Source organism: Paenibacillus sp. LjRoot153 (genome assembly GCF_964253085.1).
Classification (GTDB): domain Bacteria; phylum Bacillota; class Bacilli; order Paenibacillales; family NBRC-103111; genus Paenibacillus_E.
In genome coordinates, this window is sequence record NZ_CAXUQH020000001.1 from 2358482 (window position 1) to 2380480 (window position 21999).

General features: G+C 45.1%; 16 protein-coding genes and 1 pseudogene. 15 read left to right on the forward strand and 2 right to left on the reverse strand.

Annotation, left to right across the window (positions count from 1 at the left end; all coding sequences use genetic code 11):
• Positions 1-30 precede the first annotated feature (30 nt).
• The 11 genes from ACSQ8P_RS10405 (at position 31) to ACSQ8P_RS10455 (ending at position 17321) form a co-directional block, all read left to right on the forward strand.
• Positions 31-1587: an extracellular solute-binding protein gene (locus tag ACSQ8P_RS10405; RefSeq protein WP_436235108.1), complete on the forward strand. Its 1557-nt coding sequence runs from the start codon at positions 31-33 to the stop codon at positions 1585-1587.
• A gap of 359 nt (positions 1588-1946) precedes the next feature.
• Entirely contained in the window at positions 1947-6590 is a 4644-nt protein-coding gene (locus ACSQ8P_RS10410; RefSeq protein ID WP_436235109.1) for a sugar-binding protein, read from the forward strand.
• A 30-nt stretch (positions 6591-6620) separates the two neighbouring features.
• The gene (locus tag ACSQ8P_RS10415) at positions 6621-8378 is read left to right on the forward strand and encodes a right-handed parallel beta-helix repeat-containing protein (RefSeq protein ID WP_436235110.1); all 1758 of its coding nucleotides are present in this window, start codon (positions 6621-6623) and stop codon (positions 8376-8378) included.
• A gap of 107 nt (positions 8379-8485) precedes the next feature.
• A complete protein-coding gene (sigK, locus tag ACSQ8P_RS10420; protein WP_173115694.1) occupies positions 8486-9010 on the forward strand; it encodes an RNA polymerase sporulation sigma factor SigK in 525 nt (174 codons plus the stop codon).
• Between the two features lie 65 nt (positions 9011-9075).
• Positions 9076-9747 carry an ABC transporter ATP-binding protein gene (locus ACSQ8P_RS10425; RefSeq protein WP_436235111.1) on the forward strand — a complete coding sequence of 224 codons (672 nt, stop codon included), beginning with the start codon at positions 9076-9078 and terminating at the stop codon, positions 9745-9747.
• A gap of 281 nt (positions 9748-10028) precedes the next feature.
• Positions 10029-12206 carry a helix-turn-helix domain-containing protein gene (locus ACSQ8P_RS10430; protein WP_436235112.1) on the forward strand — a complete coding sequence of 726 codons (2178 nt, stop codon included), beginning with the start codon at positions 10029-10031 and terminating at the stop codon, positions 12204-12206.
• A 187-nt stretch (positions 12207-12393) separates the two neighbouring features.
• Positions 12394-13314: an ABC transporter permease gene (locus ACSQ8P_RS10435; RefSeq protein WP_436235113.1), complete on the forward strand. Its 921-nt coding sequence runs from the start codon at positions 12394-12396 to the stop codon at positions 13312-13314.
• A 14-nt stretch (positions 13315-13328) separates the two neighbouring features.
• Complete coding sequence (locus tag ACSQ8P_RS10440) at positions 13329-14189, forward strand: carbohydrate ABC transporter permease (RefSeq protein ID WP_057308455.1); 861 nt, start codon at positions 13329-13331, stop codon at positions 14187-14189.
• Positions 14190-14261: 72 nt separating this feature from the next.
• Entirely contained in the window at positions 14262-15827 is a 1566-nt protein-coding gene (locus ACSQ8P_RS10445) for an extracellular solute-binding protein (protein WP_436235114.1), read from the forward strand.
• Positions 15828-15884: 57 nt separating this feature from the next.
• Entirely contained in the window at positions 15885-16946 is a 1062-nt protein-coding gene (locus ACSQ8P_RS10450; RefSeq protein WP_057308453.1) for an amidohydrolase family protein, read from the forward strand.
• A 15-nt stretch (positions 16947-16961) separates the two neighbouring features.
• Complete coding sequence (locus ACSQ8P_RS10455; protein WP_436235115.1) at positions 16962-17321, forward strand: Rieske (2Fe-2S) protein; 360 nt, start codon at positions 16962-16964, stop codon at positions 17319-17321.
• Positions 17322-17642: 321 nt separating this feature from the next.
• Here the strand turns inward: ACSQ8P_RS10455 and ACSQ8P_RS10460 are convergent, their stop codons facing one another.
• Positions 17643-18341 carry an ArsR/SmtB family transcription factor gene (locus tag ACSQ8P_RS10460; protein ID WP_200963400.1) on the reverse strand — a complete coding sequence of 233 codons (699 nt, stop codon included), beginning with the start codon at positions 18339-18341 and terminating at the stop codon, positions 17643-17645.
• Positions 18342-18434: 93 nt separating this feature from the next.
• On the opposite strand from ACSQ8P_RS10460, the gene ACSQ8P_RS10465 reads away from it, so the two are divergent.
• From ACSQ8P_RS10465 to ACSQ8P_RS10480, 4 genes are all read left to right on the forward strand, one after another.
• Positions 18435-19313: a DMT family transporter gene (locus ACSQ8P_RS10465; protein ID WP_436235116.1), complete on the forward strand. Its 879-nt coding sequence runs from the start codon at positions 18435-18437 to the stop codon at positions 19311-19313.
• 2 nt (positions 19314-19315) lie between these two features.
• Positions 19316-19708: a hypothetical protein gene (locus ACSQ8P_RS10470; protein WP_436235117.1), complete on the forward strand. Its 393-nt coding sequence runs from the start codon at positions 19316-19318 to the stop codon at positions 19706-19708.
• Positions 19709-19792: 84 nt separating this feature from the next.
• The gene (sigK, locus tag ACSQ8P_RS10475) at positions 19793-20356 is read left to right on the forward strand and encodes an RNA polymerase sporulation sigma factor SigK (protein WP_436239492.1); all 564 of its coding nucleotides are present in this window, start codon (positions 19793-19795) and stop codon (positions 20354-20356) included.
• 95 nt (positions 20357-20451) lie between these two features.
• On the forward strand, positions 20452-21126 hold the full coding sequence (locus tag ACSQ8P_RS10480; RefSeq protein WP_436235118.1) for an ABC transporter ATP-binding protein: 675 nt from the start codon (positions 20452-20454) through the stop codon (positions 21124-21126).
• A gap of 511 nt (positions 21127-21637) precedes the next feature.
• Here ACSQ8P_RS10480 and ACSQ8P_RS10485 read toward each other — a convergent pair.
• Positions 21638-21880 (reverse strand): annotated as a pseudogene (locus ACSQ8P_RS10485) (gfo/Idh/MocA family oxidoreductase); the annotation flags it as partial.
• Positions 21881-21999: the final 119 nt, after the last annotated feature.

The following is a 21999-nucleotide window of genomic DNA, read 5'->3' on the forward strand; positions in this document are numbered from 1 at the left end:
TATTAAGGGGAATTTAAGGGAGGATAAGAAATGAAAAAGAATTTAGTAACTGTATTATCGGCAACATTGCTATTAACAAGTGTACTTGCAGCATGCGGAACGAAGGAGGAAACACCTGCAGCTTCCGTATCACCTGCTGCTACGAAGCAAGCCGCACCAACTGAATTTAATATCACAACAATTAACTACAATCCAGAAGCGCCAGCAAATGATAACGCAATCGAATTAGAGATGGAAAAAAGAACGAATACCAAAGTTAATATTACTTACGTGCCTTCCAATAACTATGGGGACAAATTTAAGGTTATGCTCGCTTCGGGCGAAATTCCTGATGTGCTCTTAACTACCTATATATTCGATTCTACTGTCTTGAATGCGATTAAAGACGGTGCCTTCTGGGATTTGACCCCATTCCTAAAGGATTATCCGAATTTACAGAAGAATTATCCGAAAGAAAGCTTTGATAATACAAAAGTGAACGGTAAAGTCTATGGGCTCCCACGTCCTCGCCCATTAGCAGGCGGTGCTTCGTTCCCTGCATTACGTCAGGACTGGTTAGACAAACTTGGCTTAAAAGTGCCGCAGACGATGGATGAACTGTACACGGTACTGAAGGCTTTCACTGAACAGGATCCTGACGGTAACGGCAAGAAAGATACGTACGGCTTTACGGGTGCCGTAGCAGAAGGCTGGATGGATCAGTTAGGTTTCGTCGAAAATACATTTAATGGATTCGAAAACATGATTCTAAGTACAGAAGGGAAACCGACTTCGTATAGAGATTTTTCACCTGCAACTCGTGATGCTATTCTTTGGCTGCAACGTGCCTACAAGGAAGGCGTTTTAGCACCTGATTTTGCGATCATGAAGGGCTCGCAAGTGTTGGATATGATGAAACAAGGCAAAGTTGGTATGATCCCTACAGCAATGGATGCCAGCAAAATCGGTGATATGGTAGGAACTCTTAGAAAAACAACCCCGAACGCGGGAATTGTACATGTTCCTACACTGACTACACCTTCAACTGAGAAGAAGTATGCAACCAAAGAAGGAGGTTTCTTCGGAAACTATCTGATCTCCAAGAAAGTGCCTGAAGCGAAGCTGAAGCAAATTTTGGCATTCTTTGACTACGGTGCTACACCGGAAGGAATGGAGCTTTCAAACTTTGGTATCAAAGATGTACATTTCACGGTAAAAGAGGGTAAGAAAGTTACGACGGATGAGTACAAAAAAATAGCAACGGCGTCATTGACAAATATCTGGACGTTGGTTGATCCATACAGTCGTGTACAACAAGCCTCGGTTGACTACCCGAAAGAGTATTTGGAACGGGATAAGAAAGTTGTGGATGAGCGTATCCAAAATGGTGTTTTTATCAACAATAACGGGGTAATTTCGGAAACAGATACCAAATTCGGATCGGAAATCGCAAAGAAACTACAGGATATGAAGATCAAAGTCATTATGGGTAAAGAAACAATTGAAGCTTGGGATAAATTCATTGAGGGTATGAAAAATGATCCGAATGTCAAGAAGATTGAAAGCGAAAGAGAAGCAAGTTACAAGCAGCTATTTGGGGCGAAGTAAGGCGTTATACGTTTAATGTGCAGGGAGTAGGACACAACAGAGGATGTCACATCATTGAGGTGCGACATCCTCTGTTGTGCTTCAATTCAAGCGATTTCCTGCAATTGCATTATTTTTCCATTGCTCGAAGTGTAGTAGAAGTAGATCTTTCAAAAAACTCTAATTGCAGGAAATAAGCATTAAAGCCTATAGTAAGCCACATGTGGAGGGAAGGTGATTAGACGCTAATCAAAAGTGCTACAGATTAGAAAGCATGTACCGGCAAGTAATCTAAGGAGGAATGTGAGGCTAAGTTTAACGTATTAACTTTTTTGTAAGCGCTTCACCATTTGGAGAAAAGTATAAGGAGGACACTCATTTTGAAAAAGGTAATGATATGGTTTGTAGTATTTACACTCGTACTGACGGCTACGGTTATACCCATCATACCAGTAAATAAGGCTTTTGCTGCAGGGGGTACCATGTATGAAGCTGAAAATGCCGCACGCGTGGATGGGCAAATACCAAGTCCAGCGGTAGGGGCGGTTTACTCTGCCTCAGGATATGTAGATTTGGGAGCTCAAACTAATATGGCAAGTCTGACATGGACGACTGTTCAAGCGGCTACTTATGGGAATTATATTGTCAAAATCAGCTATGGCAATGCGGATTCCGCTCCCAAGCCAGTTAGTCTAAGTGTAAATGGTCAGAAAGTTACGACATTTGCTGGCAACAAAACGGGAGAAGGGCAGATTCCTGTTTGGGGAGAGCTTACTGCAATCGTGCTGTTGAATCAAGGAGCCAATACCATAAAGCTTTCATCTGAAAGCGCCGATGGCCCACTGGTCGATGTCATGGAAGTGACACCATTCGCGACGATCATCGAAGCTGAGAATGGCGGGGGAGCAGCTCATTCTAATGTCACAATTGCTGCGAATGTAGGCACTGCGCCAGGCTTCTCTGGAACGGGTTATGCCAGTATTGCTGCAGGCTTGACAGGTTATATGCTGTATAACAATATTGTCGTTCCTAAGACTGGCAAGTATACATTGAAAGTTAGGTACAGTAACGGCAGCACGGCTAGGCCCTTTGCCGTAACAATTAATGGTACCCGGGTTCAAGACGCCAAGGGTGTTGCAACAGGCGCGTGGGCGAACTGGAGGTATGAGGAACTAACGGGCATTGACCTAAACGCAGGCGTAAACACTATGAAAATTGAGCGTATTGGTGCAAATGCTACCCCAGTGATCGACCGGTTTGAGTTTGTAACCGAAGCTTTCATTGAAGTAGGAGATCAAACCTTCCGAACGACTAGCTTCGAGACTTCGGATATAGATGCTATTATTGCAGCTGCACCGACTGGATCCACCTTGAATTCACCGTTGATTAGTGGAAATGCATTGAAAAGCACTTCCGCGAGTACAGTGAAAATCGTAGAAGAAGCAGGTTCCCGCTGGGCAGAAGTGACGTCCCCGGCTGGTAAGCAGGGCATTGTTGGATTTCCTTTCCATGGCAGTTGGCTTGCTCCTGTGCCCATGAAGAGTTATACGCTTGAGTCCAGCTTTATGCTGAAGGACGAGAAAGCGAACTATATTTTCAAGTTGGTAAGCGCTGCTGGTCTGGAGAGTCCTATCTTTGCCTTCGGGATGGATAATCAGCTTTATGCACGTTCTGACAATTCGGCAGGCGGGGCATTGGCAGATCGTACAAATTGGAGCATGAATACGCTCTATAAGATCAAACTGGTGTTTCACTTAGATACGAAGAGTTATGATATGTATCTGAATAATACGAAGATCGTGAACAGCGAACCTCTTCAAAATGACGCTTACTTAGGCGGACTAAAAGGATTCTTCCTAGAAGTAAAAGATGGTGCTCGACAGGAAACCAAAATTCTTGTTGATGATATTAGGCTGTCTGGTTCCAACTCAGTGGGTACGCCACCAACCATCAACCAGAACCCCGGCACCTTATTTGAAGAACAACCATACATTGGCCAGCCTGTTGTCTATTATGTAAGCCCAGCAGGTTTGGATACGAATAACGGATTGACGACAACATCCGCATTCAAAACGATTAATAAAGCCGTAAGTGTAACGAATCCCGGTGACACCGTTAATATTATGCCGGGAACCTATGCCGCAGCGAATGAAGCAAACGACTTCGTTCTAATCAATCGCTCCGGTGCCAAAGATGTAAAAACGGGTATTGCTCATTACATTACTTACAAAGCATATGATCCTAACAATAAACCCAAACTGCTGCTTCCTCCGAATATCAAAGGGGTATGGGATATGGTACAAGTAAGTGCCAACTATATCGTCGTTGATGGTCTGGAAATCGAAGGTAATAATATAAATTTGACACTCGCAGAAGCGGAAGCTAATTATGAAAGCAAAATAGCAGGCGGCTCTGATTGGTCTACTTATGCAAAAACTAACACCAATGGCATTTCTATTGCTGGCCATCATGTCATGATTAAGAATAATCACGTTCATCACTTGTCAGGCGGCGGAGTTGGCGGTGGCGGTGATTATATCACGATTGAAGGTAATGATATTCATGCCAACAGCTGGTATACCTTCTATGCGACAAGTGGGATTAGTTTTATGAACGATGTTGATATTGACGCCAACACGTCCGATTACAAAATTATTGTTCGCAATAACCGTGTCTATGACAATGAAACCAGAGTCAAATGGGAGAGAACGAAAGGCTATTCCGATGGGAACGGGATTATTTTTGATGTCGATGAAACCTACAAAGGTAAAAAATTAGTGAGCAACAATATTGTCTATGACAATGGCGGCGGGGGCATTCACATTTATCGAAGTCATAACGTGCATGTCATTAACAACACGATTTATCATAATAGCCGTAGTCCGTATTTAAAATATCCGAATATGGATGTGCAGTCCGGAGATAATGCCGTCTTTCTGAACAATATTTCCATTGCCAGGAGTGAAGCTGGTGAGTATGCAAACGGAAATAGTGGATTTAACAATCTTTTTGCCAACAATATGTATGGCGGTTTAACTCGTTTTGTAGGGAAAAATGAGCTTGTAGATGATCCGAAGTTTGTTACTGTGACCGGGGCGACGTATGATTTTCATCTACAAGCAGATTCGCCGGCGATTGATGTTGGCACCCGTTCATTTGCTCCAAGTGTTGATTATGATGGGAACGTGCGTCCTTATGCAGGAGAAGGCTCGAATGCTCGTGTCGATATCGGCGCCTATGAATCACCAAGTAATAACCCCGCTTTTTTAGTGGATGATGCTGTACAACTAACTGAACCAACGCCAGAAATATCTAAAGCAGCTACAGCAGCCAAGGGGACGCCGATGATTGATGGGCTAACGGATGCACTATGGTCCTCAACAGAGAGTTTTCAGGCTTTATATGTCAGCGATAGCACGAAAAAATGGCCACTTGCGACAGTCCGATTGTTATGGGATGAACAACACCTGTATGTACACGCAGAAGTACAGGACGCTGATCTAAATGCAACAGGCGGAAACTTGTGGGAGCATGATTCCATGGAATTTTTCGTGGATGAAAATGATGCTAAAACGACTTCTTTCCAAGTAGACGATAGACATTATCGTGTTAATTATTTGAATTTGAAAAGTGGTGGGACCAATGTTACTCCTGGCATCTTTACTTCTGCAGCGAGAGTAGTGGATGGCGGTTATATCATCGAAGCGGCACTTCCTTTGACAAGCATAACTGGCTCTGTAGGAACGGTAATTGGTTTCGACGCAGGTGCGAGCGATGACAGTAATTATGATGGAATTCGGGATAATGCAACCATGTGGAGTAACCGAAGAATTAATTCCAATGCTTCTACACAATGGTATGGTAATGTTACGTTCGTCGCAGCACCAACGATTACAATCATTACCCCCATTACGGTAACTACAACAGCCGGCATGGCTCCAACGCTGCCTTCTGTTGTAACAGCGGTATATAGTAATGCCTCAACATCTCCTGTGAATGTGACTTGGGATGCCATGGATCCTAGTAGTTTTGCAAGTGCGGGAACCTATACGGTCAATGGTGTAGTGCAAGACACCTCAATAAAGGCTATTGCTACAATAACGGTAATAGAAATACCTAATTCCCCGCCCACGGTCAGCTTAACGGGACCTGCTAATGGCTCCCTGTACACGGCTCCGGTTAATGTGCAGTTAACGGCAGTGGCATCGGACAATGACGGCATTATCAGCAAGGTAGAGTTCTACAATAGCAGCAGCTTATTAGGTATCGGGTTACCGAGTTCGGAAGGCAGCTATATCTATAACCTGATTCAACTTCCGGTAGGTACTTATAGCATTACTGCCAAAGCATATGATGATAAGGGCTCAGTGACCATATCTGAAGGAATTACCCTTACAGTGAAGCTAGAAGATACAGGACCTGTCATAGAAGGATCCACCATTAAAGTAACGCCAATTCTTGTCAATACGGCTGCTAAAGCAGAGGTATCGCAACAACTCCTTCAGCAATTGTTTGCCCAAACTACAAGTGAGGGGACAGGAACTAAGCTGGCAACAATGGCAATAAAGCCGATAACAGGCGCGAAATCCTATGCAGTGGGCCTGCCTACGCAGCTGTTCAAGGAGGGCACCGGATTGGACAAACTGGCTATTCAGACCGACCTGGCTACCGTCACCGTTCCGGATGATATGCTGAAGAACAAAGATCTAGCAGAAGCCTCTAACGTTGAGATCCGTATGGCTACGGCAGATACCTCCAACTTAAAGAAGGAGAAGAAGCTGAAGGCCGGAGAGAATCCGGTATTGGCATTATCCATTCTAGTGGACGGTAAACGATTGGATTGGAAAAACAATCAAGCTCCGGTTTCGGTATCCGTTATGTATCAGCCCACACCTGAGGAATTAAAGAAACCTGAGCACATTACAGTCTATTATATCGATGGGGATGGCAAGGTGGTTAAAGAGACCAAAGGGGTCTATGATGCCGCTACGGGCAGGTTGACCTTCGTTATTACTTCGATGTAGAAAACGAATATATGCAAGGAGGAGATATCAATGGGATTAGGATTTGGGTTTAAAAAGTCAATATGGCTAGTTGGCTTACTCTCTCTGCTGCTGGCATGTACGACATTTTCATTTGTGAAATCAGCCCATGCCGCAACGCAAACCTATTATGTCGATATTGATACGGGTGTGGATGCCAGCGGTTATGGAACCAGTCCCAGTACACCTTTCAAGAATATTCAATATGCCGCTGATTTAACGAATCCGGGTGATACCGTATATGTCATGAATGGAACCTACTACAAGACCAATGATCAGTTTGTATTTCAAGTTACACGTTCCGGTAATGCCAGTTCCACCGGGGGGGACATCAATTTCCTGGCCTATCCTGGACATCATCCGAAGCTCAAAGCCATTGATGCGTGGAACCACATTGTTGTGAACGCTTCCTATATCAAAATCGATGGCTTCGAAATCGAAGGAGATAACGCCAATCTAACCCTCAGCGATGGCGAAGCGAGATACAATCACTTTATACAGAACGAACCAACAGCTACCATTGATTGGAACTATGTACGTAAAACACAAACGAATGGCATCTATATTAAGCCTGCAACCGGGACGACGAGTTATCCCCACCACGTTGTAGTTTCCAATACGATTGTTCATGATGTGCCTGGGGGAGGCATAAGTGTTGAAAAGTCTGATTATGTGACCATTGAGCATAATACGGTTTACAATAACTCATGGTACACACTCTATGCGACCAGCGGTATCTCCATCCTTACTCCGAAAGATGCGGATACCAATACAACGACCTATCGTAACGTAATCCGAAACAACCGGGTGTATAACAATAAAACATTGGTGAAATGGGAACAAACACAAGATTATTCGGATGGCAATGGCATTATTATTGACAGTACCTTGAAAGAGCCGGCTTATACCGGAAAGACGTTGGTAACGAACAATCTTTCCTACTTAAATGGGGGTTCAGGTATACACGCATATCATAGTGCTGATGTGGATATCATCAACAATACAGCCTATAACAATTCTGCCCAACTGGATTATGGGGAAATATTCGCCCAATCCTCCGATCATGTTAATCTTTTTAATAATATTCTTGTTGCAAGAACGGGGCGAAATATAAATACAAACTTTAGCAATACCAATGTGGTTACAAACTATAATATTTATGCCAATGGAAACCCAGTTGTAAGTGGACCTAACGACATTTGGGCAGATCCCCTCTTTGAAAACGCGATAGGAGGAGATTTTCAGGTACATATCGGTTCGAAGGCGATTGATACGGGTTCGAGTACGTTAGCACCGGCCAATGACTTCAACTCCAACACGCGGCCAAGAGGAGCGGGGCCTGATAGAGGTGCCTATGAGAGTCAAAATTTGATTGGCAATCCGAGCTTTGAGTGGGGTAACGCGAATGGAGGCTGGGTGAAAGAGCAGAATAGCTCAGGCATTTCAATTCAAAACACAGGTTCTTACACGGGAACCTATAAAGCTGCCTTCAACACAACAGCACTCACTAAGTTGTCCCAGACCATAACTGCGCCAACGACAGCAACTTACACAGTTACAGCGTACGTAATTACGAATATTGCAAGTAATGTGAAGGTTGGAGTGGATGTAGCAGGCATTAATCAAGCACAGTCAACCGTTACAACGGGAGGATACAAAAAAAATACATTCACAGTTACAGCTTTAGCTGGTCAAACGATCAAGGTTTGGATCAGTGCCCCTCAAACAGCAAGTGGATGGGTTGGGATCGATGATGTTTCGGTTATGTAAAATCTCAGTTGAATGAATAAATTAAGCATATGGGGAAGCCTTGCGAGAAATCGCAGGGCTTTTTGGTTTTTGGGAATTAATCTGGTGACTTAATTTATTAGGTTACCTTGCTTCGTGTACACAACCTCAAAAAATTCGACAACACAGGGGAAGATTTGGAAGATTTGATCTCCATCGGGACAATCGGTTTGATCAAAGCCATCGAATCCTTCTCCCCAAACAAAGGGACAAAGCTGGCGACTTTTGCTGCACGTTGTATTGAGAATGAGATTCTGATGCATCTGCGTTCTTTGAAGAAAACGCGGAAAGATGTGTCTCTGCATGATCCGATCGGAACGGATAAAGAGGGGAATGAAATTACGCTGATTGATATCCTCGGCAGCGAGGCAGATGATGTGGTGGACGCGGTGCAACTCAAGATTGAGAAGTCGAAAATTTATCGGAATCTGGAGATATTGGACGACCGGGAGAAAGAAGTCGTAGTCGGAAGGTTCGGGTTGGAGCTTGGCGGCGAGGAGCGGACGCAGCGGGAGATTGCGAAGGAGCTGGGTATTTCGCGTTCGTATGTGTCGCGGATTGAGAAGCGGGCGTTAATGAAGCTGTATCATGAATTTTATAAGGCGAAGCGGTAAAAGAATTCAATAGAATTGAATCGCATTCTTCATTCATTTGGTATCAAATAATGGAGGCGAAGACAATGGCAGCCTTAATCCAAATTGAGCATGTCAGTAAATTTTACTATATGGGCAACGAGACGATTCGAGCGTTGGATGACATTTCGCTAGACATCGCTCAGGGTGAGTTTGTCGCTATTATGGGCCCATCCGGCTCAGGCAAGTCCACTCTGATGAATATTATTGGCTGCTTGGATGTTTCGGACGAAGGTCTGTACGTCCTGGATGGGAAGCAGATTCACTCGCTGAAGGATTCACAATTGGCAGAGATTAGGAATCGGAAGATCGGGTTTGTTTTCCAAAGCTTTAATCTATTACCGAGGTTAAGCGCATATGAGAATGTGGAGTTACCATTGATCTACCGGGGAATGACAAGGAAACAACGAGAGCCGCTTATATTAAAGGCGTTGGAAGCTGCAGATTTGCTTGATCGTCGGAAGCATTTTCCGTCTGAGCTCTCAGGAGGACAACAGCAACGTGTTGCGATTGCACGCACGCTGGCAGGAGATCCGCCGATTATTTTGGCGGATGAGCCAACAGGGGCACTGGATTCGAAGACGGGTGCGGAGATCATGGATATTTTCAGGCGGCTGAATGAACAGGGGCGGACGATTATTGTGATTACGCATGATCGGCAGGTTGCGGAGCAGGGGAAGCGGGTTGTGAGGTTCAGAGATGGGCAGTTAGTTCATTAAATAGTGTACGAAATATAAAAGAAATGGAAAGAGCCTTGCGATAAATCGTAAGGCTCTTTCTGTGTACGCCCATTTCGGAGTTCGAGTGCTTTTTTCTTACATGAAAAAGAAATGTCTTATTTTGTCGTAAAAAGAAATAAAAATTCATACTGTTAATTGTGCAATAAAATAAAATTTCAAAATCTATTGACCCTCTAATTCTTTTTCAATAGTATAAAACAATAGTCATTCTAATAATTGGATACAAGGATGACAACTTAACAGGGGAGGGGGCGATCGAGATGGCCATTTCTAAGGTGCATAAGTTCCGATTAGCCCTTTTTTGGCGGCTTTTCACCAACTATTTCATTGTTATTTTGATTCCCGTTATTGTTGCCAGCATCCTTGCTCATGTGCTAGCAGTTCGTACGATTGAGAAGGATGCCGAAAAGCTCAATGATGTCGTCATTAGCCATTTCTCCAAGCAAACCGATACAGCTTTAGATTCACTCAAAACCAATATGATCAACATGCTCAGCTCCTCGAATTTAACAGGTCTTCTCAGAGTCGTTGACGATTCCAGGGAAAATCAGCAGCGCTCCGATCAGTTTCATGCCCTTAGAGAACAGTTGATGAAGCTACAGTCGGACAAGTTGGTATCTAAGGTGTTTTTATATTTTTCCAATCATGACCTGGTAGCGGATGTCGATATTTATACGGATAAATCCTACTATTTTAATATGACTTACCCGCTCGATGAGCAGCAGAAAGTAGATTATCTTTCCCATTTTACCGGTAAAAAAATGATGGATATCGTGGACTCGAGCTCGCTCGGCATGTCGGCCGTTATGAGCTATCCGTTTAATACGGAAAATCCAGAGGTTTATTTGGTCGTGCATTTTGATCAAGACAAGCTGAAAGAACAAATTTCCATTCCTGAGAAATGGGTTACAGGTACGGCGATTGCTACTAGCCAAGGTGAAATTTTGAATCAGCACGGCCTGACGGATAAAGAAGTTAAAGCTGTGCTGGCGCATACGCGTTCAAAGGTGATTGAATCACAATTTCTGGTTACGGATGAAATCGCCATGTCACTGGTGAAATCCCGGTTCAACGATGCTTGGTATTATGTTACGATCGCAGATCTTCGTACCTTGATGAAACCAGCTTATATGACAAGATTGATAAGTTGGGCGTTTCTCGTCTTTTTTCTCGTAGTAGGCAGCGTTGTCTCGTATTATTTGAGCCGACGGTTGTATCGTCCTATTCAAGAAATTACCGATGAAAATAAAGAACTGTCACAACGGATGAACGGCATGTTCCCCTTGATGCAGGAGTTTTTTATTACCAAAATTTTGCAGGGAGAATATCAAGACGAGCTGTCCATCGCTTATTATGCGAAGGAAATTGATTTTACCTATGACAAGCAGGCGATGCGTACAGTGCTATGTATTGCATTCCACTACAATGCGGAGGTGTATGACCGGCTGTCGGAGACGACGAAGTCATTCATGTTCGTGGAAATCAAAGAATTGATTCGCAAGTCCACCCCTTCGATGGTCTGGTTATGTCAGACGAAACCGGATGTGTTAGCATGCGTTGTCACCCATGATACGTTCCTGCATCTAGGGGCGGAAGAGGCTGCAGATATCACGAAATTGGTGCTGGAATCGTACAGCCAATATTTCAAAGCAACGATTGGCATCGGGAAAACCGTGAACGCGGCAGAAGAGCTGCATGAATCGTATGAACAAGCCTTATCTGTACTGCAGAATCGCGGATTGGATGCCGATGTGGAAATATGCCGGGGACCTCTGGTAGGGGAACGGACGCAGTGGGAAAGCTTTTTATCCGTACAGGAAGTGAACCGCATCTTCAACCAGCATAAAACCAAGGAATATGAGCGGTTGCTGGAGTCTGTGCGCGAGAAGCTGGAGGATGGGAAACACAAGAATGCGACCGCCATGCAGGTAAAATACTTAAGTACGGACGTACTGAACACATGGATTCGTGCTGTTGAAACGGAGCACAACGATTTTAATGTGCCTTTTTTTTCTAGCTTGTACGATCGGCTCCATAGCTGCATGACGTGGGACGAATTAGAGCAAAGTTTCTTTGACATCCATTGTGTTTTATTCCGAACGGAAGAACCCCATCAACGCACACAGCAGTTTTCGGAGATTCTGGCTTATATTCACGAGCATTATAACGAGGAGCTTTCGATTGAATATTTTGCAGGGCTCCTCAACATGTCGAACGGGCATTTCAGCCGAACCTTTAAAGAAGCAGTGGGCGAGAAGTATGTGGAGTATATTGCTAAGTACAGGCTTATGAAAGCGAAGCAATTTTTGCTGGAGACAGATATGAAAATCGATGACATCGCGGAGAAAGTTGGCTACTGGGGCCGAAATTCGTTTATCCGAACTTTTCGCAAATATGAAGGCATCACGCCGGCCAAATATCGTACGATGCATCATTAAAGGATAGAGACTTCATTTTTTTCGAAGTCTCTATTTTTTCTTCCAGCACCATTAAACGGCCGGAAAACCGCATGAAATCGGGCTTGCAAAAAAAGAGACATGAGGTAATTATGCGTGCTTTACGGTTAAGCCCCGCTCTTTGTATAGTAAGGCCATCAACTTCCGCAAGGAGGAGGGGGGAGGCAGTATGATTCAGCAAAATGGGATAGGGTACGTATTGAAGAAGCATAGAGCGCTATATTTGTTAATGCTGCCGGGGATTTTATACTACATCATTTTCAAATACGTGCCTATGTATGGAGTCATCATTGCCTTTCAGGATTATTCGATCGGCAGAGGCGTTTTGGACAGTAAATTTGTAGGCTTTAAACACTTTATTGAATTTTTTTATGTGAATCCGGATTCCTGGAAGCTGATTCGTAATACGGTCATGTTGAATGTCTATGATCTCCTCTTTCATTTTCCGGCGCCGATCATTCTGGCTATTTTATTTCATGAACTTAAGAACAAAATGTTTAAACGCATCGCACAGAGCATCAGTTACATGCCGCACTTTCTATCAACAGTCGTTATTGCTGGAATTCTGGTCACGTTCCTGTCGCCACAAACCGGTATCATTAATTTTTTGCTGGTGAAGGTGTTTGGGATGGAACCGATTCTATTTCTTGGGCTGCCTGAATGGTTCAGAGCAATCTATGTCTCCTCAGAAATATGGCAAAAAATCGGGTGGGGAACGATTCTGTACTTGGCAGCTATCGCTGGGATTGATCCAACCCTGTATGAGGCGGCGAAAATGGATGGGGCGAACCGTTATCACCAAATGCGCCATATTACCTTCATTGGTATGGTACCTGTGATGATAATTCTGTTCGTTCTGACTCTGGGACATTTTATGGAAACAGGCTTTCAGAAAATCTTGCTGTTATACAACTCCATGAACTACGAAACTTCAGATGTGATTAACACGTTCGTCTATCGGCGCGGGATCCTGGATGCAGATTTCAGCTTCGCAACAGCGGTCGGATTATTTCAGTCCGTTATCGGTCTTATTCTCGTCATTGGTGCAAATCGTATAGCTAGGAAACACTCAGAAACAAGCCTGTGGTAAAGGAGGAATCCTATTTGAAAATTAAACAGTCTATAGCCTCCAGAATTTTTGACACATTGAACTATACGGTTATGATCCTTCTTATGATTGTGATGATATATCCATTAGTCTATGTGTTCAGTGCCTCGATTAGCGACAATGCACTGGTGTCAAGCGGTGATGTCCTTCTTTTGCCCAAAAAAGTAACGCTGGTAGCCTATAAACAGTTGGCAGCTAACTCAGATCTATGGGTCAGCTACTGGAATACGATCCGCTATACGGTCGTTCATGTCATTCTGACCTTGATTACTACGGCAGCTATGGCCTATCCGTTAGCGAAGAAATGGCTGCCCGGCCGAAAATTAATCCTGATGATGGCCGCGTTTACACTACTGTTCAGCGGAGGGATGATCCCAACGTTTCTCGTTGTGCAGAAGCTCGGCTTGTTGAATTCGATATGGGCCATCGTTCTGCCTTCGATGATTAGTACTTGGTATTTATTTATCATGCGGACATTTTTCGAAGCTTTGCCAGAAGAACTAGAGGATGCAGCAACGATCGACGGTTGTTCCTCCTTGCAGGTGCTGCTGCGAGTCGTCATGCCACTCTCGATGCCCGTCATGGCTACAATCGGACTATTCACAGCTGTGAACCAGTGGAACGCCTTCTTCGATGCCCTCATTTATTTGAACGACCGCTCTATGTATCCGCTGCAAATTATGCTTCGGAACATTCTGATAGCCGGTACAACGATTCAAGGTGAAGGCGATATGAGCCTGCTCCAAACGATGAAGTACGCCATCATTATGATGGCTACGCTCCCGATCCTATGTGTGTATCCCTTCATCCAGAAATATTTCGTTCAGGGGACAATGATCGGCGGTATAAAAGGGTAAGATCCGATTGCGACTTGTGCTAGTGACTACGGTAGTAAAGCAGCCTTTTAAACACATTGGGGAGGTTTTTTCATGAAAAAAAGAACAGTAGCAGCAGCACTATCGGCCGTAATGCTTTCCAGCTTGGTCGCAGGTTGTACGAGTGAATCCAAGGATACACCGGCATCAGGGGATACGAAGAAAGGGGAAGTGGCGAAGAAGCCGATCACCTTTTCCTGGCTGGCTTATGACCGTCCGGAGGGGAAAGTGCGTCAAGACTGGGAAATTTTCAAGGAAATTGAAGCGAAAACTGGCGTGAAAGTGGAGTTTCAAGTGGTTAGTCAGGAAGGCCTGAAAGAGAAGAAACAGATCATGATCGCGACCAACGCGGTTACAGACTTCATTCAGGTCGATACACTAGAAGGCAGACAGCATGGGCCAGACAAAGTGTTTCTGAACCTGAAGGATTACATGGATAAATCCCCGAATATGAAGGCGTTTTTCGATAAATATCCGGAAGCCAAGGCCGTTGCCACAGGAGCAGACGGAGGGATTTACACTGTGCCAGTTATCGAGGGTGATGCCGAAGGCAAAGGATTCAACTTTATCTGGTATACCCGTAAGGACATTATGGATAAATACGGTTTGAAAGCGCCGACGACACTGGAAGAATTCTACCAGTATCTAAAAACTCTGAAAGAAAAACAGCCAGATACGTACCCATTGATCAATAATGCAATCGTTGGCGATACAGGGCTATTCACGACGTTCGGCAGAGCCTTCACAGGTATTCACGGCTTCTATAACGTTGATCCTGCTACGGATAAATATGCATTTGCGCCTTATCATAAAGGGTATAAGGATTCTCTCATCTTCCTCAACAAACTGTTTAACGAGAAATTATTGGATCCTGAATTCTCAATGATCACGCAAGCGCAGTGGGAGGAGCGGATTCTTAAGGGGAAATCACTGGTTACTTTCTTCTGGAAGGCTGATCTAGAGACTCTTATGGATAAGGGGCGCAAAGCAGGAACGGCTGATTACACGCTGGATGCAATTCCACAGTTCGCTGCTGATGGCATTAAGAACTATCAATTCTCGCGTTCTGTTGTAGGGGCTACGGGTCGTGCGATTTCCGCCAAGGTCAAAGATAAAGACAGAGCGGTTCAGTTCCTCGACTACCTGCTTAGTGAAGAAGGTTCGAATTACTTATCCCTCGGAATCGAAGGCAAAACGTATACGAAGGAAAACGGCGTACCTGTGTACAACAAGGATTTCGGCGCGTCGCCATTTACTACACTGCGGAAAGATTGGGGCGTCTGGTATGACATGGTCACCCTGGACAATGCCAAATCCCGTGCTGTATGGGAAAGCGGCTTAAGCGATAAGAGCAAAGCGATTAACAAGCTCTATGCACCGGTTATTATCCCGGCACCGAAGCAGATTGTTAAAACAAGTGAAGAGCTGGAGCTGGAAAAATCAAAACTGAACAATTTGAACAAGTATTTGGAGCAAAAATTGACTGAATTCGTGTCTGGTAAAACGCCGATTAACGATAAAACATGGCAAGAATTTATTGATCAAACGAAAAAGCTAGGCGCAGATGAACTGTTGAATATGTACAATGCCGCTTACACTCGCACATACGGTAAAAAATAAACGCGTTGGCGCTGCACGGAGGCCCATTCACCCAGAACAGGCCTCCGAAATGGAGGGATGATTATGGCCGAAAAGATGAAGGTCATTGATGTGGATGTCCACAATGAGCAGAATGATTCTGATTTGCTGCCGTACTTGGCTGAACCATGGCGCTCACGCGTGGCTGCTTCAGGAATCGGATATGCCGGTTCCGGTTACTACTCGCCGGTTGGCGTCATGAAGAAAGACGCTATACCGCCAGGCGGGGGCAAAGCTGGCTCTGACCCAGATCTGATGATCAAACAGCTGCTAGAAGATTATAACGTCGAATACTGCGTATTAACTGGTGTCGTGTATAACATATCAACGACGCATGATGCTGATTTTGCAGCAGTGATCTGTTCGGCTTACAACGACTTTTTAGCCGATAAGTGGCTTGGCAAGCATAAGGCTTTTAAGGGCGCTTTGGCAGTCGCCACGCAAGATCCGTATCTCGCTGCACGAGAAATTGACCGCATGGGAGGGCACCCGGACATCGTTGAGGTGATGATTTCCAGTGCAGCGCGTGCGCCTCTTGGTCAACGGCAGTTTCATCCCATTTATGAGGCTGCAGAACGTAATGGTCTGCCCATTGCGCTCCATCCTGGAGCGGAAGGCGGCGGCGGTTCAACCGCGCCTACGGCGGCAGGGTATCCGTCCCGTTACATCGAGTGGCACACGTGTTTGTCCCAGATGTTCATGGCTCATCTCGTGTCGATGGTATGCGAAGGAGTGTTCGAGAAATTCCCGCGTCTGAAAGTGGTGCTAACCGAAGGTGGTATTGCTTGGCTCCCGCATCTCATGTGGAGGTTGGATAAAAACTACAAAGCGCTGCGCTCCACAGTCCCTTGGCTCAAGAAGATGCCTAGCCAATACATCCGCGAGCATTGCTATTTGACTACGCAGCCGATCGAGGAGCCGGACAACCCGCAGCATTTGATTGATTTATTTAATATGATCGATGCAGAGAATATGATTCTCTATTCAAGCGATTATCCGCATTGGGATTTTGACTCTCCAGATATGATCCTACGAAGATTAAAACCCGAAGCCAAGAGGAAAATCTTTTATGAAAACGCCAAAAGCTTATATAACCTTTAAGTGATGGAGGAGCTTATGACGGTACACTATGTGTTGGAGGCAGACGCAGTTCCTGAAGGCGGCCACGCAGTCGTCACAATCGAGGGGAAAAGTATCGGTATCTATCGGATTAACGGTGCCTTCTATGCGATCAACAATTATTGTCCGCACCAAGGTGCGCCGATGTGTGCTGGACTCGTCTCAGGAACGACGCTCCCGTCTGACGTATATGAATACGAATATGGGAAAAAAGGCGAGATCTTGCGCTGTCCTTGGCATGGCTGGGAGTTCGATATTCGAACCGGCAAGTCGCTGTTCAGTGAGAAAATCTGGTTGAAAACGTTTGAAGTCAGCGAGCTTGACGGCAAGATCGGTGTTAATTTGCAAAGGAAATAAAGATGGAAAAGATATTGAGAGAAAAATTGTGGAATAGCGGTACTTCTTTCAAAGCTGTCTCCCATGGTCTGGATAGACCTGAGGGAGACAGCTTTGTTTATGGGGGAGGGAACAATGGTCCGCTATTTCTTGGAAAAGTTGCATTTTCCGAGGTTAAGGGAATCTGTAGTCTGCTATTTTGCCGATCTCATCCAAAAAACATAGGTTGGAGGCCAAATAAGCCCCTGTAGTTCTCTACACTGGTACCCACAGTCTGGACACTTTTTAAAAGTGTCCAGACTGTGGGTACCAGTGTAAAGTTTCGGAGAGGTTCTTGGTTATTCAGAAGGAAGGAGGAATAGTGAGTCCGAATTCGCTTCTAAGTCCCTGTATTCCTTCGTTCGTTACGCGGACTGCCCGTCCGTTAGGAAGTCTCTCAATCCACTTCAACTCGAACAATCGAGTGGTTATCGCGGATCCTAGACTTCCTGCCAAGTGATGACGTCGCTCGCTCCAATCTAAGCATTGTCGAGCAAAATACCGACGTTTCTCGGGAATAACTTCGATTCCCACGCTCCAGTTCTGCAACTTTTCCTTACCCTCCGAGCTTAGCGCATAATCTTTCTCCGACTCTTCCAGCCATCGCATATCGACTAGTCGATCCGTAAGAGCGACCCCGATCTTGCCGGCCAGATGATCGTAACAAGTTCGGGCATGCCGTAAGTGATTAAGCTCGTCCGATTCGCGCAAAGAACGAATCGGCTTAGGAGGGGAAATCGCAAGGAGCGATTCTAGAGCGTGCGCGACTTCCTGATTGGCAAGACGGAAGTACTTATGTCTGCCGTAATTCTCGTGTAGCAGCAGGCCGCCCTCGACCAACTTGGCTAAGTGCGAACTTGCCGTCTGCGGCGATATTCGTGCGGCTCGAGCCAGATCGCTGGCGGGCAATGCTTTTCCTTCAAGCAAACTCAATAACATCGCAAGACGAGAGGGGTCGCCAATTAATTGAGCGGTCTCCGTGACGTTTGGGTTCATAATCAATTCACTCCAATCCCTTTGTTATTATGATTCGACCGCGACCGAAGTAATTTCATGGTAGCATAGAGAAACAAAACAAAGGAAGAGGAGAAGTTTATGAATCGTTATGCTTTCGGATTACTTGTCGTGCTTGCCACATCTCTAATGGGCTCATCTTTTGCGGTCGGCAAGGTTGGACTGTCGTACGTCTCTCCCCTGCTGCTCGTAGGCATACGCTTTACGCTGGCAGGTGCTATTATGGCGCTGGCCGTAACATTAAAAAACAGGCGTTTGCCTGTAATCACCCAGGATTGGGCTAGACTTCTGCTTATTGGTGTTTTTCAGACGACAGCGGTAATGGGTTGTATATTCTTGAGTATGCGAACGATTCCGTCGGGGGAAACCTCGATTTTAACGTTCGTAAATCCGCTACTTGTCGTGGTCTTAGGAAGAGTGTTTATGGGCTTGAGATACCGACTGTATCAATGGATAGGCGTAATCGTCGGATTTGCCGGCGTATTCGTAACGCTGGGATTCCACATGCAATTCTCGATAGGAACGTTACTCGGGCTAGGATCCGCGCTAGCATGGGCGATTGCTACCTTATTGGTCAAAAAATGGGGGGGGCGATTCGACAACTGGGTGTTGACGGCGTATCAAATGTTGTTTGGAGGATTGCTCCTCCTAGTGTTAAGCCTAAGTATGGAAACCCCGCGTCTTATTCTCAACTGGACCTCATCCGGAGTCATCCTCTATTTAGTGATACTAGGATCGATCGTCCAGTTTGCAACATGGTATTATCTGCTCAGCAAAGGAGACCCGGGCAAAACAAGCGCTTTACTGTTTTTAGCTCCGTTCTTTGGCGTCCTGTCCGGATGGCTGATTCTGGGTGAGGTTATCCACTGGTATGTTTATGTCGGGGGGATTGGTATCTTCATTGGCATATTCTTGGTCAACTGGAAGGCTAAAAATAAAATCGGCAGGAAGATGGATTAGTTATGAATCGTTTGCTTTTTTCGGCGTTATTGATGCTAAGTCTCATCTGGGAAGGCTCCTTTTTCTTCATTAAGCATCTGCTTGACATTAACGCGCATTCAATCGTGTCAGTTGATATCGTCGGATTTATTTGTATGTTGGCAGCCACGTTGTGCTATGCGACAGGTTCACGGTTGTCAAAGCGGCTAAAGGGAGTAACGATGTATCAGACGACATTCGGCACACTGCTTTGCGCCATGATTGGTAGCGGAACCATAGTGTTCTCGATCGAGCCAGTTAACTTAAACCATTTTGCTTCGTTAACGAATATCGGTTTGGTCGTCGGATTGGGCGTATTCGTATCCAGCCGGAAACGATCTCGTTTTGAAATGCCATCGGCAGGCTTTCGCCGTTAGAGAGATACGGTGAACCGTAACTTAGAGGACAGATGAGTTCATTACGTTAATTGGAGAACTATAGTTCAACTTCAATGAACTGTCATTCGGCAGTTCTTTTTTCTGTATTATAGGGATTTTACGTTGCTTCGTGTTCACAACCTCAAAAAATTCGATAACACAGGGGAAGATTTGGAAGATTTGATCTCCATTGGGACGATCGGTCTGATCAAAGCCATCGAATCCTTCTCCCCGAACAAGGGCACGAAGTTGGCGACTTTTGCTGCACGTTGTATTGAAAATGAGATCCTGATGCATCTGCGCTCATTGAAGAAAACGCGGAAAGATGTATCCTTGCATGACCCCATAGGTACGGACAAAGAGGGGAATGAAATTACGTTGATTGACATCCTCGGCAGCGAGGCGGACGATGTGGTGGATGCGGTTCAGCTGAAAATTGAGAAGTCGAAGATTTACAGGAATTTGGAGATTTTGGACGACCGCGAGAAGGAAGTTGTTGTCGGTCGGTTTGGTTTGGAGCTTGGCGGAGAAGAGCGGACACAGCGGGAGATTGCGAAAGAGCTGGGGATTTCACGTTCGTATGTATCGCGTATTGAGAAGCGGGCGTTGATGAAGCTATATCATGAATTTTATAAGGCGAAGCGGTAAGACTGCTAGGTTAAGGTTCCCATTTTTAACACGTTTCGTATAATCGCATTCTTCATTGTTAGGGATCTTGGGATCGCAAAATGGAGGCGAAGGATATGAGCCTAATTCAAATTGATCATGTCTGTAAGCAATATGTGATGGGTGGGGAAACGATCCGCGCGTTGGATGATGTGTCATTAGTAATTGAACAAGGAGAATTTGTCGCGATTATGGGGCCTTCAGGTTCGGGGAAGTCGACACTGATGAATATCATCGGGTGTTTGGATGTGTCTGACACGGGATCATACGTTCTTGACGGCAAAGCGATTAACCAGATGATGGATTGGCAGCTGGCCGAGATACGGAATCGAAAAATCGGATTCGTGTTTCAAAACTTTAATTTACTACCCCGATTAAGTGCATATGAGAACGTAGAGTTACCTTTAATTTATCGGGGGATGACGCGGAAAGAACGAGAGCCACTTGTATTGAAAGCTTTGGAAGCGGTCGATTTGGTGGATCGCAGGAAGCATCTGCCTTCGGAGTTGTCTGGCGGGCAGCAGCAACGGGTTGCGATCGCACGAACGCTCGCAGGAGATCCTGCGATTATTTTGGCGGATGAACCGACTGGTGCTTTGGACTCGAAGACGGGGATTGAGATTATGGATATATTCGCTAGGTTAAATGATCAAGGTAGAACGATAATTTTGATCACGCATGACCATGCGATAGCGCAGCAGGGGAAGCGGGTTGTGAGGTTTCGGGATGGGCGGTTGTTGGAGAATGTTTAGAATAAGATGGTGAAGACCGGGACTCCATGGGATATACGTGGGGTTCTGTTTTTTATGTCTGGAAAACTGGTGTTATTCTTTTACTTTTCAGTGGGGAATGCCCTCTTATATTGGTGAGAAGGAAATGATGACTTCGTACAAGAAATCTTCATTTGTGACAGATGGCCTAGAATTACGTAGATAGAATAGAGAGTGGGTTAATAACGTACTTAGTGTAAGTTCAATTCACCCCGCCAGCAGGTGAGGCAGATTCTGGCGTTGTATCGGGAGTAAGCAACAGAAAACTTGCACTGAAGGACCATATGACAAGGGCAGAGGTTGCAACGATTGTGAAACAACTTCTAAATAAATTAGAACTGATTTATTTCTTGTATAGTCATAGGTAACATAAGCAGGGCAATCTTCCAACAGCAGCAGATTTCTGTTGAAGAGTTGCCCTGCTTCTTTGCCTTTGTAACTATCAATTTTATGTATAGTCAGATCGAAAGCTTAATACAGCCGAGGGAAGTGCCTACGGTTCAAAATAAATGGCTTTCCCAGTCCTCGAAGACTCATAGATGGCTTCTAAAATTTGCGTGACAACAAGCGCTTGCTCCGGTTTTACCAAGGGTTTGGTATCATGAAGAATGCATTCGAGCCACAAACGAGCTTCCAAATCGCTTGAACTCTCTTCTTTGCCTTCAAAAAAAGCGACGCCTCCTGCACTTAAATCAAAGGTGTTCGTATTCATTCTACCCCGCTTTTCGCTATTAATGCAGCCAGCATGATGTACCCAACACACATCGAGCTCACTCTTCATATCCTCTGAGGATGTATGTCCCAAAAATGCATCAAACCAAATACGATCCCCATAAGCTTCGGTGAATTCAACGG

Bases quoted from the DNA above. Each gene is read 5' to 3' on its own strand.
- ACSQ8P_RS10470 (WP_436235117.1), top strand. From the start codon at position 19,316: ATGAATCGTTTGCTTTTTTCGGCGTTATTGATGCTAAGTCTCATCTGG.
- ACSQ8P_RS10425 (WP_436235111.1), top strand. From the start codon at position 9,076: ATGGCAGCCTTAATCCAAATTGAGCATGTCAGTAAATTTTACTATATG.
- ACSQ8P_RS10405 (WP_436235108.1), top strand. From the start codon at position 31: ATGAAAAAGAATTTAGTAACTGTATTATCGGCAACATTGCTATTAACA.
- ACSQ8P_RS10445 (WP_436235114.1), top strand. From the start codon at position 14,262: ATGAAAAAAAGAACAGTAGCAGCAGCACTATCGGCCGTAATGCTTTCC.
- ACSQ8P_RS10465 (WP_436235116.1), top strand. From the start codon at position 18,435: ATGAATCGTTATGCTTTCGGATTACTTGTCGTGCTTGCCACATCTCTA.
- ACSQ8P_RS10455 (WP_436235115.1), top strand. From the start codon at position 16,962: ATGACGGTACACTATGTGTTGGAGGCAGACGCAGTTCCTGAAGGCGGC.
- ACSQ8P_RS10450 (WP_057308453.1), top strand. From the start codon at position 15,885: ATGATTATGGCCGAAAAGATGAAGGTCATTGATGTGGATGTCCACAAT.
- ACSQ8P_RS10435 (WP_436235113.1), top strand. From the start codon at position 12,394: ATGATTCAGCAAAATGGGATAGGGTACGTATTGAAGAAGCATAGAGCG.
- ACSQ8P_RS10480 (WP_436235118.1), top strand. From the start codon at position 20,452: ATGAGCCTAATTCAAATTGATCATGTCTGTAAGCAATATGTGATGGGT.
- ACSQ8P_RS10430 (WP_436235112.1), top strand. From the start codon at position 10,029: ATGGCCATTTCTAAGGTGCATAAGTTCCGATTAGCCCTTTTTTGGCGG.
- ACSQ8P_RS10415 (WP_436235110.1), top strand. From the start codon at position 6,621: ATGGGATTAGGATTTGGGTTTAAAAAGTCAATATGGCTAGTTGGCTTA.